This is a genomic window from Sulfitobacter sp. HI0040 (assembly GCF_001634885.1).
Lineage (GTDB): Bacteria > Pseudomonadota > Alphaproteobacteria > Rhodobacterales > Rhodobacteraceae > Sulfitobacter.
Map to the genome: position 1 here is coordinate 1 of NZ_LWEX01000022.1, position 13,074 is coordinate 13,074.

Here is a 13,074-nt window from a genome sequence, read left to right on the forward strand (position 1 = left end):
ACTTGGAGCGGCTGAACCTACGCACGCCCGAAGTCGCGCAGGAAGCTAGCCGCGTTGCGGCGATCCCCGCGGTTCGTGCGGCGCTGGTGGATTTCCAGCGCAGCTTTGCCATGCGGGCAGGAGGTGCCGTGCTGGATGGTCGGGACATCGGGACCGTGATTTGCCCGCAGGCACAGGTGAAGCTTTTCGTCACGGCGAGCGCCCCGGTGCGCGCGGCCCGGCGGCACGCGGAACTGGTGGCGAGCGGGATGGATAGTCTGACGCTGGAAGAGGTCCTGAGGGATGTGGAGGCGCGGGATGCCCGCGATGAAAACCGCGCCGATTCACCGTTGAAACCCGCGGAGGACGCGATGCGACTGGACACCACCGACATGCCGATCGATGAGGCGGTTGCCGCCGCGGTTGCCCGGATCGAAGCGGTACGCCGCGGGTAACTGGGCGGGCGTCAGCCGATTTCGTGCAGTAGGAACGCCAGAGCGACGCCCACCGCGACGGCAATCCCCGTGGCATCATTGTCTTTCTCGTAAGCTGTGGGGAAGACTTCGGTCGCGAGGGAGGCGATCACGGCCCCCGCCGCGAAGGATTTGATTACCGCGAGTGCCATTTCCGCGTCGGAGGGGAGCAGGAGGTAGCCTGCGATGGCCGCTCCGCTGAGGATCGCCGCCGTGGCCGTCCAGATTCCCATCGCCTTCAATTTGCTGAATCCGTTTTCCCGCATCTGACGGGCACCGCCGGCCGCTTCGGGCAAGTTGGACAGCAGGATGGACCCGGTCAGCGCCAGAACGCCCAAGGGGCCCGACCCAATCAGGGCGACACCGAGGGCGAGGTTTTCGGGAACACCATCGAGCACGACAGCCATCAGCAGGCCGCCGCCGCTGTCTTCGCCGACGTGGCGGTCGATATACATGTCCACCAGGGTGAAAATGACGGCGCCGCTCAAAAAGCTCAGGATCACGATGGGGATGGATGACGCTTCGGCGGCAGGTTCGAGCAGTTCCGCCATGACCGACACGATCAGTGCGCCGCCCGCCATCGCCACGAGGAAACCTTCGACCTTGGAGGGGAATTTTCCGTAAAGCCCCCAGGCCGCGCCGACGATCAGCGCCGCGGAAATCACGATGATGACAAGGATGACCATCCACATGCCAAAGGAACGCCGGAACGGGGCGGCGGTTCCGCCGGAAACAGGGGGATAGGCGGGGGCACACGGGCTTCGGGGCTTGCGAAGACGGCTGGATTGACCTATACGCGCCATGTCTAAGAAGCGGGCACAGCTTCGGGCGGGATATCTCAGGCAGGGTCGGTTTCAACCGGCCCTCTTTCTTTTGAACCCGACCCCGAGACCGGCATCGCGGACCAAATTCATCCCCAGACCGGCGGAGACAACCGCACGGCCAGAAACACATGATAAGGAAACGATAAGCTACATGACCAAAGCAATGGACGAATTCGAAGCGCTTCTTGAAGAAAGCTTCGAAATGGACACGCCCCAGGAAGGCAGTGTCGTCAAGGGCAAGGTGATCGCGATCGAAGCGGGCCAGGCCATCATCGACGTCGGTTACAAGATGGAAGGCCGCGTCGAACTCAAAGAATTTGCCGATCCCGGCGAGTCCCCCAAGATCGAAGTCGGCGACGAAGTCGAAGTCTTCCTTCGCCAGGTCGAGAACTCCCGCGGTGAAGCTGTCATCAGCCGTGAAATGGCCCGCCGCGAAGAGGCATGGGACCGTCTGGAGAAAGCCTACGCCGCCGAAGAGCGTGTCGAAGGCGCGATCTTTGGCCGCGTGAAAGGCGGCTTTACCGTCGATCTCGGCGGCGCCGTGGCCTTCCTGCCCGGAAGCCAGGTCGATGTGCGCCCCGTGCGCGACGCGGGCCCGCTCATGGGTCTCAAGCAGCCGTTCCAGATCCTCAAGATGGACCGCCGCCGTGGCAACATCGTGGTATCGCGCCGCGCGATCCTCGAAGAGAGCCGTGCCGAGCAGCGCGCCGAAGTCATCGGCAACCTGTCCGAAGGTCAGACGGTCGACGGCGTGGTCAAGAACATCACCGAATACGGTGCCTTCGTTGACCTCGGCGGTGTTGACGGCCTGCTGCACGTGACGGACATGGCATGGCGCCGGGTCAACCACCCGTCCGAGATCCTGTCGATCGGCGAAACGATCAAGGTGCAGGTCATCAAGATCAACAAGGAAACCCACCGTATCAGCCTCGGCATGAAGCAGCTGCAGGAAGATCCGTGGGATCTGGTCGGTGCCAAGTACCCGCTGGAATCGACCCATACAGGTCGCGTTACCAACATCACCGATTACGGCGCCTTCGTGGAGCTGGAGCCCGGTGTCGAAGGTCTGGTTCACGTCTCCGAAATGTCCTGGACCAAGAAGAACGTGCACCCCGGCAAGATCGTCTCCACCTCTCAGGAAGTGGAAGTCATGGTGCTGGAAATCGACAGCGCCAAACGCCGTGTTTCGCTGGGTCTCAAGCAGACCATGCGCAACCCCTGGGAAGTCTTTGCTGAAACGCACCCCGAGGGCACCGAGGTCGAGGGCGAGGTCAAGAACATCACCGAATTCGGTCTGTTCGTCGGTCTGCCGGGCGACATCGACGGCATGGTTCACCTCAGCGACCTCAGCTGGGACGAGCGTGGCGAAGATGCGATCCAGAACTACCGCAAGGGCGATGTGGTTCAGGCCGTCGTGTCCGAAGTCGACGTGGAGAAGGAGCGCATTTCGCTCTCCATCAAGAACGTCGGTGGCGACAAGTTTGCCGAAGCCGTCGGTGGCGTGAAGCGCGGTTCGGTCGTCACCGTGACCGTGACCTCCATCGAAGATGGCGGCATCGAGGTGGAATACGAGGGCATGAAAGCCTTCATCCGCCGTTCGGACCTGAGCCGTGACCGTGCCGAGCAGCGCCCCGAGCGTTTCTCCGTGGGGGACAAGGTCGATGTACGCATCACCAACGTCGATACCAAGGCACACCGCCTCGGCGTATCGATCAAGGCGCGCGAGATCGCGGAAGAAAAGGAAGCTGTCGAACAGTACGGTTCCTCCGATTCCGGCGCATCGCTGGGCGATATCCTTGGCGCCGCGCTGAAGGGCGACGAATAATCCATTCGGGTCTACCGATGAAAAATGAGGCCCCGCATCGAAAGATGCGGGGTTTTTTCGTGCCGAATCGACTGCGGCGAAAGTGCGCGCGTTCCTTGGCCGGTCACGTGTCGATTGGAATGCGACACGTATTCAGAGTTGAAACTATCGGAATATCAGCGACTTCCTGCACAAAAACCGAAGCTGTCCCAAACCGGTCACTTCCCGAACGGTGTGTTTTTCCATATAATCGCCTCAATGCTGCACCAACTATAAAAACAAGCCAGAGGGAGAACCAACACCGTGATTCGTTCTGAACTCATCCAGAAGATTGCAGACGATAATCCGCACCTGTACCAACGGGATGTAGAGCGGATCGTGAACACGATATTCGACGAGATCACCAATGCCATGGCGCGGGGTGATCGGGTTGAACTGCGTGGGTTCGGTGCGTTTTCTGTCAAGAAGAGAGAAGCGCGTGTGGGGCGGAACCCCCGGACGGGTGAAACGGTTGATGTGGAGGAGAAGCATGTACCGTTCTTCAAGACGGGCAAATTGCTTCGGGATCGCCTAAACGGGAAGACTTAATGCGTTATATCCGCTACCTTTGCATCGCCATCTTCGCGCTGGCGCTGATTGCCGTCGCGCTGGCCAACCGGGCCATCGTACCCCTGCGTGTCTTGCCCGCCGAAATCTCCGGCTGGTTTGCGCTGAACCCCGAAATCAACCTGCCGCTGTTCCTTGTGATCCTGGGCAGTATCCTTGCCGGTTTGCTCGTGGGTTTCATCTGGGAATGGATCCGCGAATACGGCGAACGCGCCGAGGCCGCCCGCAAGGAGCGTGAGATACGTCGGCTGGAGCGGGAGGTCGCCCGGCTCAAGGCCGAAAAGCACGAGGGCAAGGACGAGGTTCTGGCCCTTCTGGAGCAGACCGGCTGAACCACCATACCGCGTTCGGGGCCAATGTGCCCCCGCGCCCGGGGCGATCATGGCATCTGACGTGAACATCAAGATCTGCGGATTGACGGATCCGGCGGACATTCCGGCGGCGATATTGGCCGGTGCGCGCTACCTTGGTTTCGTTTTCTTCCCCAAGTCCCCGCGCAATCTGGAAATTTCGCAGGCGGCAGAACTTGCCGCCTCTGTGCCCGAGGGGATCTGCAAGGTCGCCCTCACGGTGAACGCCGATAACGGGGCGCTGGACGCGCTTTTGGCGCAGGTGCCCATCGACATGCTGCAACTTCATGGGTCAGAGACGCCCGAAAGGGTCGCCGAGGTGAAGGCGCGCTACGGTTTGCCTGTGATGAAGGCGGTCGGTGTGGCGGATGCCGACGATCTGCCCGCCCTCGATCGTTATGCCCGCGTGGCGGACCAGCTTTTGGTCGATGCCAAACCGCCGAAGGATGGCCCGCTGCCCGGCGGCAACGGGCTCGCCTTTGACTGGAACCTCATTACCGGGCGACGCTGGCCTGTGCCATGGATGCTGGCCGGGGGGTTGACCCCCGCCAATGTGGGTGCCGCCATTCAACTGACGGGCGCACGGCAGGTCGACGTCTCTTCCGGGGTGGAAGCCGAACCGGGCGTGAAGGACGCGGAGTTGATCCGTGCTTTCTGCACCGCTGCGCGCGACGGGGGTACAGCAGACAAGGTGCCGCATCTGCGGGTGTTGAAGTAGCGCGAGAGGGCGTAATCCTCGCCCCCAGCCGGGACCGCTCAGAAGGTCAGGGGGTGTTCCTTGGCGATAGCGTCGAACCTCATAAGCAGACGGATGAGCGCGGGCATCTCATCGAGGTAGACCATATTCGGCCCGTCCGATGGCGCGTTGTCCGGATCCTCATGGGTTTCGATGAAGACGGCCGCCACGCCCGCGGCCACTGCCGCCCGTGCCATAAGAGGCGCGAATTCTCGCTGGCCACCGGAGGAGCCGCCCTGACCCCCCGGTTGCTGAACGGAATGTGTCGCATCCATCACCACGGGATAGCCTGTCTTGGCCATCTGGGGCAGGGCGCGCATGTCTGCGACCAGTGCGTTGTAGCCGAAGGACGTTCCCCGTTCGGTCAGCAGGATGTTCCGGTTTCCCGTGCTTTCGATCTTGGTCACGACATTCGCCATGTCCCACGGGGCAAGGAACTGGCCCTTCTTCACATTCACCGCCTTTCCGGTCCGCCCGGCGGCGAGCAGCATGTCCGTCTGACGGCAAAGGAAGGCGGGTATCTGGATGATGTCCGCAACCTCTGCCGCTATCGCGCATTGGGCTTCGGTATGTACGTCCGTCAGGACCGGCACCTTGTTATCGGTGCCCACGGCCTGCAGCACCTTGAGGCCTTCGTCGATCCCAAGACCGCGTTTGCCTGAAAGAGACGTGCGGTTGGCCTTGTCGTAGCTGGCCTTGAACACATACTGGGCACCCGCTTCGGCACAGGCTTCCTTCATCCGGCCTGCGATCATCTGGGCATGATCGAGGCTTTCAAGCTGGCAGGGGCCTGCGATCACCGTCAGCGGACGGTCCTGCCCGATGACGACATCGCCGACGGTGACTTGGGTCATGATGTAACCTGTTCTCTGAGGATGGAGGCGGTGAGCGACAGCATCAGGTAGATACCCGCAAATATCAGAAATGCCAGCACTGTGTTTTCGAACTTGCGGGGATAGGTCGGCTCCTGCGGGGCGACGGGGCGCACGGCGACGGTGAGGTAGCGCACCTGCCGTCCCGCCTCTGTACGGGCCTGATCCATTTGTGTCTGCGCCGCCTGAAGGTTCGCATCCGCGGCGGCAAGGTCTGCCTGCGCCAGTTGCAGCGCCACGGCCTGCTGGGCGAGTGAGCCTTCGCCATCGGTGGCGTTGTTCATGCGGTTGTTCAGTTTTTCCAACTGCGTCGAGATGCGCCGGATATCGCCCTGCACGCCATCGACCTTGGCCCGGTTCGGGCGCGGGTTGTCCAGCAGGGCAGCCAGTTCCAGTTCCTTTTCGATCAACAGCGTGTCGTAGTTGGTTATCTGGGTTCGGATGGAGGCGATCACCGCTTCGGGATCCACCCCGTTTTCTACCTGCATCTTGATCAGTGATTCCTGCGCTTCGCGGCGTTTTTCAACGGCGGACTCGTAGCCCGCCAGGCCGTCGCGCATGGTGTCTTCGCGCTTTTGCTGCGACAGGCTGTTCACGCGTTCTTCGGCGTAGTTCAGCAGGTTGCGCGAGAAGGTGGCGGAAATTTCCGGATCGGCGGCGATCACTTCCATACGGATGACGCCCTCTGTCGGGTCATAACCGATCTTCACGTTCTTTTTGTAGATCTTGTAGGCGTCCTCGTTCGTCGGATCCTCTTCGAGGCGCTGGATCGGGTCGATGCTTTTATCCGCGAAATGCGACTTGAAGCCCGCGTCCTTGTCGAGGCGCAGCATCGCGTCCTTGGATTGCAGATAGGCTTGAGTCGCGATGCTGTCTGCGGAATTGGCGAATTGGGTCGGCAGTAAGCCGCCCAAGGGTCCCGCACCGCCGGAGCCTTCGTTCTGGATGATCAGGAACTGGCTGTTGGTGGCGTACATCGGCGTCGCGATGTTGTAGAAATAATACCCGGCGAGGAAGGCGGGCAGAAAGACGAAAAACGCCAGCCGGACCATGAGCAGGCCCAGTTTGCGGCGGCGGCGGCGGCTGATGTCGCGCTGGATTTCCGAAATTTCGCGGGTGCGTCGTTCGGCGGGGCTCAGTTCGGTGGTGGGAAGATTGCGCCGTCCGGTGGGGACGGTCTGGGGCAGTTGAACCCGCGCGACATCGGGTGAGTTTCCGCTGACGTTGGCCAGCATGTCGCCCCGCCTGCCGCCGCCTTCGCCCTGTGGCACCACGAGTTCCAGCATGTTCGACCGCTGGAACGGATCGATCCCGCGCGCGCGCAGCAGACGGACCGCATCGAAATCGGACGTAGGGGCGAGCCCGTGCTTTTGCGCGACACGGCGTGCCATGCGCAGCTGTCGGCCTGTAAGGCCCTCCCGACGGATCGCATCGAGGTCCTGCTCCCCCGAGACTTCGGCGGGGGAGGAGACTTCGCCTGCCCTCACCTCATCTTGCGATTCGGCTGGCGCGGGCGTTTCCGCGGGTGCGGGTGTTTCGACAGCACGGGGTCGGGGGCGGGTCGTCGCATTGTCGGCCTTGGCCGGAACCGGCTTCGGAGCTTCGCGCGGGGGTTCTTCGGCGCGTTCCACTCCAGGGGCCGCGCTGTTGCCAGCCGCAGACACATTGCCCGTTCCCTGTGGGGGCGCCGCCCGCTTGATGCGGAACTTTCTAGCTTTGGGTTTCGTAGTCATAAAGCTGCTTCGCTTCTTCCAGGGTGTCGAACATATGCAGTTTACCGTGTAGCAAAACAGCTGCCGAGCTTGCGAATTTTTCGAGTGTCGTGGGACTGTGCGATACGATCACGATCGTGGTAGTGCGCAGCCGTTCCTGCAGGATGTCACCGGCCTTGCGGTTGAATTCAACATCCGTGGAGGCGGGCATGCCTTCGTCGATCAGGTACATGTCGAAATCGAGCGCCAGCATCAGCGCGAAGGAAAAGCGTGAGCGCATCCCCGAGGAATAGGTGCCCAGCGGTTGATCAAAGTATTCGCCCAGATTGCACAACCAGCGGCAGAAGCTTTCGACATAGTCGGGATCGAGCCCATAGAGCCGCGCGATAAAACGCGCGTTCTCCATCGCTGAGACCTTGCCGACGACGCCGCCCATGAACCCCAGCGGAAAGCTGATGTTGCACCCGCGCCTGATCTCGCCCTCATCGGGTTTTTCGAGGCCCGCCATCATGTTGATCAACGTGCTCTTGCCCGTGCCGTTGGGCGCAAGGATGCCCAGCGAACGACCCAGTTCCACCCGAAAAGACACCCGGTCGAGGATGACCTTGTGCTGTGATCCGGTCCAGAAGGACTTGGATACGTTTTCGAATTCCAGCATGTCTGCTCCGGTCCGGCTCTGCCTCATCGCTCGGTTCAGCGATGTCCCCAGGTTCTATATACCGAATTTGTCCGCATTATGTCCCAATAGGAAACAAATGTACAACGCCACATGACCCTTGGGAGCGGCATCGATCCTTAATAATCCTTAAGAAACAGCGGGGAAAGGGTGCCTGAGGGTCAGTTGACCTGCTCGTCCGGGACTGCGCGCATCAGGGCCGCTTGGGTCCGGTCCCCGTCGATGTTGAGCACCGGTCCGACGGGCACAGCACTCATCACACCAAGGCGCGTCATCCAGCGGCTGAAGACAGCCGGAACGATGCCTATGACATGGCTGGCGTTCATCTCGGCCGCTGCGGTGGCCATCCGGGCGAGCAGCAAGCGTTGCAGTTCCATGCGTCGCTGCGACGGAATAGAGGGTGCCAGAAAAAGGCGCGTCGCTTCCCAGACCGTGGGGTTGACGGGCGCCTTGAAGAAAAGGACATCGCGGGGGATCGTGTCGATCAGGCCCTGCTGGGCGTCCCGGATCATGTAGCTGTACTGCCCGCATTGGGAGGTGGTCGGGGTCAAGCGGACGCCGCCCAGAACCTCGCCGTATTCGTGCAGAACGATCCAGCGTGCGCGGGGCGTGTCGTATTGGTCGAACTCCATGCCGTCCACTTCGGGCAGATCCCAGCCCTTCGACTGGATGAAGACCTCCCGACGGGCGCGCATGAAGTTGACGAACAATTCCCCGTGATTGTGCATGTTCGTCATTGAAAGCGTAATCGCGCGTACTTGCCGGTTCTGCTCGGACAGGGGCGGCAAAGCGCGCGAGTTCGCGGATTCCAGCCGTTGCCGGGACGCGCGCGCGCTCTTCGACTCCAGTGCCGCAATGTTAAGCTCTTCCTGTGGAATAAGATCAGGAAAAATGTGCTTCCAGGTTCCAATGCCCGGAATGCTCTTTTGAATACCCATGCCCGCCCAACTTAACGTGTTCTTAACTAACCTTAACGTAACTTGTGGTAGCACATTGTGGCCATACTTTTGGCGCAGTGATCGGTCATGTTGCTCCCGAATTGTTTCAATATCAGCCGAATCGTGGCTCCAAGATCACAAAATTCGGAACAATAAGACCCAGAGGCCGGCACATCGGTGCCAACGACGCATAGTAGGAACGTAAAATGAACGATGAGAACGTCAGCCCGATGGAGATGGATTCGCGGCGGTTGTTAACGCAGCAGATCCGCGACTATGCCACCGTCGGCCGAAATATGTTCTGGCAGCGTCAAATCATCTACTCTGCCGCTGTCGTCCTCGCGGCCTATTACTACGACCTGTGGCTGGCGATCTCGACGGTTGCCGTCGTCGCGCTTTCCGAGATCTATGATTACATCCTGTTCCGCCAGATCGCCATATGGCGAGGGCGGAGCCCCCGGATCGCGCGACATTTCCTGTGGCGCATCTATTTCGGTACGATCATCAGCGCCGCCGTCATCTGCATTTACACCATCGGCATCGCGCTGGAGCAGGGGCCGACCACCCATTTCATGTCGCTGTTCTTCCTCTTTGCGGCATCGCTCTTTGCCGCGATGAACAACCACCAGCTGCTGCAGGTACTGGTGCTGCGGCTCACGATCTATGGGGTGACCTTCCTGTTCATCCCTCTTTACGACATCATACGCACCGGCGCGCCACTGTCGTCCGAGCTTTGGATGCAGTTCTTTGCCGTGCTCTTTGTGATCTATTTCATCGTGGATTGTTCGCGCATCTACATGAAGCTCTACCGGACCAACCAGCGCCAGCACGAGGCGTTGAAGGTGGAGCATGAGAAGACGAAGATTGCCTATCAGATCAAATCCGAGTTCCTTTCAACCATCAGCCATGAGCTGCGTACCCCCATGACATCGATCCGGGGCTCATTGGATCTGGTCTGCGGCGGGGCGATGGGCGAAGTTCCCGAAAAGGCGGATAAGGCCCTTCGTATCGCGCAGCGCAACAGCCGCCACCTGATGTCACTGATCAACGAGATCCTCGATCTGCAGAAGATGGAAGCCGGCAAGATCTCCCTTTCCGTCGAACCGCTCGAACTGCATGCGCTTCTGGACGATGCCATCGATCTGAACGCGGGCTACGCGGAGACGCTGAGCGTGGATCTGGTGAAAGGCCAGTTCGACAAGGATATTGTGATCCAGGCGGACGAAAAGCGGATGCAGCAGGTCATGTCGAACCTGTTGTCCAATGCCGCGAAGTTTTCAAAGCCTGGTAGCAAGGTCATCGTAAGCTCTGAAATCTTCGAGGACTTCGCGCGTATCCTTGTGATCGACGAAGGGATCGGCCTGTCGGAGGATCATCGCCACAAGGTGTTCGACCAGTTCTCGCAAGTCGATTCCAGCGACCAGCGTGCCGTGAACGGTACGGGGCTGGGCATGAACATCTCCAAGCGCATCATCGAAGCGCAGGGCGGCGCGATTGACTACCGCAAGAACTCAGGTCCGGGCACCACCTTCTTCGTGGATATCCCCCTGATGAAGGGTCAGCAGACAGTGCAGGAAATGCGCCGGGTGGCCAAAGAGGGCCGTTCCAACTTCGGATACGGGTTGTTCAAGACAGCCTGACCGGCGTCCAGCCCCGCGCTACTGGCAAAGGCGGAAGCCCCCGTTGCGGGCTTTGATGTCGAAATGCAGGTGGTTGGCGTGGGCCGCATCCGATCCGGGGCCGAGAACGGTGGTGAAGGACAGGCAGGCGCCCGCCCGGATCGCATCCTGAAAGGCTTCTTCCAGCGTTCCTTCGCGTTCACGCGGCTCGATCGCCAGCATGCTGCCGTCGGCAAAACCGACCCCCATGATATCCAGCGCATTGCCGTAACTGTGTTCCGAGGGCTTTCCCGTCGGGCTGTTGTTGCGACGGCGGCAGATATAGGACGATCCGTGCTGAAGCGAGGTGACCGCTCCCCGCTCACTCAGGACTTCGGCGGCGGGCAGCACGGTGCGTGTGACCCATTGCGAAAGCGCGAGCGCGGTTTCACAGCGCAGAAAGGTATCGGGGTTCAGCGCCACGCCCGGGGCCGCGGCGTCCAGCCGGATGGGCTGCGCAATACCGCAGGACCCGTCATCTTCATCGCGGATGGGGGCCACGGGTTCGAAACTTGCCCCCAGTTCGGTCAGGGCCGCGGTACAGGCCGCAAAGGCTGCTGGATCCGCTGTGATGGCGAGCGTTTTTTCCGGCGGATCGTCCGTCGCCAGTGTCTCGGCGGGGTCGACATCAACGGGGGCGGGCTCCGGTACGGGCGCCGGGGCCTCGGAGGTTTCCTCCGAGGTTTCGGGCTCTGCCCGTTCGAGTTGCGGCGGGGTCAGCGACGTTTCTGGCGCTTCGGACTGGGCGAGCGCGGGGAGGGCCAGCAGCGACAGGCAGGTCGCCACCTGAACCCGGCTGTTCATCCACATGCTCATTCCGCGAATTCGACCATGACACCACCTGCGTCCAGCCCGGCGGAGACGAGGTCCGCCAGTTCCTGCGCGTCCCAGTTCGTCAGTCGTACGCAACCGTGGCTCTGGTTCTTGAACAGGCCCGCCGGATAGGGGGTGCCGTGCAATCCATAGGTAGGTTTGTCGAGGTCGATCCAAACGAGGCCAACAGGCCCGTTGGGGCCGGGCGGCAGGGTCAGGAATTCGTCGTTGTCACCCTGCTGGAAGTTCAGGTCCGGATTGTAGCTGTATGTGGGCTCCGGCGCGATGGCGTTCACTTTCATCGTCCCCGAGGGCGACGGTGTGCTTTCGGAGCCGACCGTGACCGGGTAGTCGGTGATCACCGCGCCCGACCCGTCATAGGCGATCAGGCGACTGGTAGGCTTGTCGACGACAATGCGGGCGACCGTGCCCTGAGGAAGCGGCGCTTCCACATTTGCGACAGTGATTGTCTGCCCCGGTTCGAAAGCGGTGCCGGCGTTCAGGGCGATAAGGAAATCCTCATCCATGTGGAAATCTTCCGCCAGCTTTTCGGTGACGGAGGTGTATCCGATCCACTCCAGCTTCGCGAGATCTGCATAATCGTCAGGCAGGGCGCCGTTGTGCAGGCGGACGAAGTCGTCCTGAGTGATCGTGTACTGCTTTGTAAGCTGGGCGGCGGACGGCCCGCCCAAAGCGGCCCAGACATCTGCATCTAGTTCCCCGTCCACCGGCAACCCTTCGCGCGCCTCGAAGGCCCGCAGTGCGGTTTCGGACATACCGCCCTTGTAGCCGTCGATGACGCCGGGGGAGATCCCGGCACGGTCGAGCAGGATTTGCAGTTTGGCGGTCAGGGCATCCTGCCTGTCATCTTCTTCCGCCTCTGCCTCTGCTTGGGCATCGGTCTGGGTGGTATTGCCCTGTGAATTACCTGTCTGCGCGGTCGCAGAAGCGCCGGAAGACAGGCCCGAAGAACCTGACTGCAGATCCGTGCTGCCCGCACCCGTTCCTGTTGCTGTCATACCTGTCGCCGTCGTGCCAGTTTGCTCCATCTGCTTCGGTGGGAACTTCGCCTCCTCAATATCCTGCGCGGTGAAGGGCAAAGCGAAAGCGGGGGCGGCAAGAAGCGACAGCAGCGCGGCGGCGGCTGTACGGGTCTGCAAAAGCGGCATGATCGTCCTTTCAGAAAGAGGTTATTCCTCAACGCACGGGTGAATCCGATTGTTCCGGGTAAGTTCTGCTCATGCGGTAATAAGAGGCAGCGTCGCTGCTGTTGTTGGGGGCGGAATAAGGGGGTTCCACTTTGCGCGCCGTCGCCTATCTGAAGCCCATGGTAACCGACATTCGCCCTGCCTTGCGTCGCTGTACGATCTGCGCGGAAAGATTTGCCGCCACGGCCACGTCCCACCGCCCAAATCCGGTCGTCTGGTTCCAGCCCGGTGCGCGGCTTCTGATCGCCTCCCAGGCCCCCGGCTTGCGGGTGCATGAAGCCAATACGCCGTTCTGGGACGCATCGGGCAGGCGGCTTCGATCATGGCTGGGGATCGATGAGGATACTTTCTATGACCGTTCGAAAGTTGCCATCATTCCGATGGCCTTTTGCTTTCCCGGTTACGATGCCAAAGGCAGTGATCTG

General features: G+C 61.1%; 14 protein-coding genes. 7 read left to right on the forward strand and 7 right to left on the reverse strand.

Features of this window, described 5'->3' with window-relative positions; translation table 11 throughout:
* Positions 1-434, forward strand: a 434-nt coding sequence (locus A3728_RS02290; protein ID WP_067919885.1) for a (d)CMP kinase, incomplete at its 5' end; no start/stop codon positions are given.
* Between the two features lie 11 nt (positions 435-445).
* On the opposite strand, the gene A3728_RS02295 is transcribed toward A3728_RS02290, so the two are convergent.
* Complete coding sequence (locus tag A3728_RS02295) at positions 446-1,144, reverse strand: ZIP family metal transporter (RefSeq protein WP_067919887.1); 699 nt, start codon at positions 1,142-1,144, stop codon at positions 446-448.
* Between the two features lie 109 nt (positions 1,145-1,253).
* Here A3728_RS02295 and rpsA point away from each other — a divergent pair, with 109 nt between their 5' ends.
* The 4 genes from rpsA to A3728_RS02315 all read left to right on the forward strand — a co-directional run bounded on the left by rpsA (position 1,254) and on the right by A3728_RS02315 (position 4,754).
* Complete coding sequence (gene rpsA / locus A3728_RS02300) at positions 1,254-3,101, forward strand: 30S ribosomal protein S1 (protein ID WP_269084897.1); 1,848 nt, start codon at positions 1,254-1,256, stop codon at positions 3,099-3,101.
* Positions 3,102-3,383: 282 nt separating this feature from the next.
* The gene (ihfB, locus tag A3728_RS02305) at positions 3,384-3,668 is read left to right on the forward strand and encodes an integration host factor subunit beta (protein ID WP_067919891.1); all 285 of its coding nucleotides are present in this window, start codon (positions 3,384-3,386) and stop codon (positions 3,666-3,668) included.
* Positions 3,668-4,018 carry a lipopolysaccharide assembly protein LapA domain-containing protein gene (locus tag A3728_RS02310; RefSeq protein ID WP_067919893.1) on the forward strand — a complete coding sequence of 117 codons (351 nt, stop codon included), beginning with the start codon at positions 3,668-3,670 and terminating at the stop codon, positions 4,016-4,018. The genes ihfB and A3728_RS02310 overlap by 1 nt, the downstream gene beginning before the upstream one ends.
* Positions 4,019-4,067: 49 nt before the next feature.
* A complete protein-coding gene (locus A3728_RS02315; RefSeq protein ID WP_067919895.1) occupies positions 4,068-4,754 on the forward strand; it encodes a phosphoribosylanthranilate isomerase in 687 nt (228 codons plus the stop codon).
* Between the two features lie 38 nt (positions 4,755-4,792).
* Here A3728_RS02315 and kdsA read toward each other — a convergent pair whose 3' ends face one another.
* The 4 genes from kdsA to A3728_RS02335 form a co-directional block, all read right to left on the reverse strand.
* Positions 4,793-5,626, reverse strand: a complete 834-nt coding sequence (gene kdsA, locus A3728_RS02320) for a 3-deoxy-8-phosphooctulonate synthase (protein ID WP_067919897.1) — start codon at positions 5,624-5,626, stop codon at positions 4,793-4,795.
* Positions 5,623-7,377, reverse strand: a complete 1,755-nt coding sequence (locus A3728_RS02325) for a capsule biosynthesis protein (RefSeq protein WP_067919899.1) — start codon at positions 7,375-7,377, stop codon at positions 5,623-5,625. Before A3728_RS02325 ends, kdsA begins: the two co-directional genes overlap by 4 nt.
* Entirely contained in the window at positions 7,355-8,014 is a 660-nt protein-coding gene (locus A3728_RS02330; RefSeq protein ID WP_067919901.1) for an ABC transporter ATP-binding protein, read from the reverse strand. Before A3728_RS02330 ends, A3728_RS02325 begins: the two co-directional genes overlap by 23 nt.
* Positions 8,015-8,193: 179 nt before the next feature.
* A complete protein-coding gene (locus A3728_RS02335) occupies positions 8,194-8,760 on the reverse strand; it encodes an acyl-homoserine-lactone synthase (RefSeq protein ID WP_236628100.1) in 567 nt (188 codons plus the stop codon).
* Between the two features lie 416 nt (positions 8,761-9,176).
* On the opposite strand from A3728_RS02335, the gene A3728_RS02340 reads away from it, so the two are divergent.
* Positions 9,177-10,610, forward strand: a complete 1,434-nt coding sequence (locus tag A3728_RS02340; RefSeq protein WP_067919903.1) for a sensor histidine kinase — start codon at positions 9,177-9,179, stop codon at positions 10,608-10,610.
* Between the two features lie 18 nt (positions 10,611-10,628).
* Here the strand turns inward: A3728_RS02340 and A3728_RS02345 are convergent, their stop codons facing one another.
* The gene (locus tag A3728_RS02345; RefSeq protein WP_067919909.1) at positions 10,629-11,432 is read right to left on the reverse strand and encodes an extensin-like domain-containing protein; all 804 of its coding nucleotides are present in this window, start codon (positions 11,430-11,432) and stop codon (positions 10,629-10,631) included.
* Between the two features lie 8 nt (positions 11,433-11,440).
* Entirely contained in the window at positions 11,441-12,610 is a 1,170-nt protein-coding gene (locus A3728_RS02350) for a L,D-transpeptidase family protein (RefSeq protein WP_067919905.1), read from the reverse strand.
* A gap of 158 nt (positions 12,611-12,768) precedes the next feature.
* Here A3728_RS02350 and A3728_RS02355 point away from each other — a divergent pair.
* Positions 12,769-13,074 (forward strand): uracil-DNA glycosylase family protein (locus A3728_RS02355; RefSeq protein ID WP_201722287.1); only part of this gene is annotated, 306 nt, incomplete at its 3' end.

What these genes read in the sequence shown, in the direction of transcription:
- A3728_RS02350 (WP_067919905.1), bottom strand. Translation starts at nt 12,610, where the DNA reads ATGCCGCTTTTGCAGACCCGTACAGCCGCCGCCGCGCTGCTGTCGCTT.
- A3728_RS02325 (WP_067919899.1), bottom strand. Translation starts at nt 7,377, where the DNA reads ATGACTACGAAACCCAAAGCTAGAAAGTTCCGCATCAAGCGGGCGGCG.
- kdsA (WP_067919897.1), bottom strand. Translation starts at nt 5,626, where the DNA reads ATGACCCAAGTCACCGTCGGCGATGTCGTCATCGGGCAGGACCGTCCG.
- A3728_RS02345 (WP_067919909.1), bottom strand. Translation starts at nt 11,432, where the DNA reads ATGAACAGCCGGGTTCAGGTGGCGACCTGCCTGTCGCTGCTGGCCCTC.
- A3728_RS02335 (WP_236628100.1), bottom strand. Translation starts at nt 8,760, where the DNA reads ATGCACAATCACGGGGAATTGTTCGTCAACTTCATGCGCGCCCGTCGG.
- A3728_RS02295 (WP_067919887.1), bottom strand. Translation starts at nt 1,144, where the DNA reads ATGTGGATGGTCATCCTTGTCATCATCGTGATTTCCGCGGCGCTGATC.
- A3728_RS02340 (WP_067919903.1), top strand. Translation starts at nt 9,177, where the DNA reads ATGAACGATGAGAACGTCAGCCCGATGGAGATGGATTCGCGGCGGTTG.
- A3728_RS02310 (WP_067919893.1), top strand. Translation starts at nt 3,668, where the DNA reads ATGCGTTATATCCGCTACCTTTGCATCGCCATCTTCGCGCTGGCGCTG.
- A3728_RS02315 (WP_067919895.1), top strand. Translation starts at nt 4,068, where the DNA reads ATGGCATCTGACGTGAACATCAAGATCTGCGGATTGACGGATCCGGCG.
- rpsA (WP_269084897.1), top strand. Translation starts at nt 1,254, where the DNA reads ATGTCTAAGAAGCGGGCACAGCTTCGGGCGGGATATCTCAGGCAGGGT.
- A3728_RS02330 (WP_067919901.1), bottom strand. Translation starts at nt 8,014, where the DNA reads ATGCTGGAATTCGAAAACGTATCCAAGTCCTTCTGGACCGGATCACAG.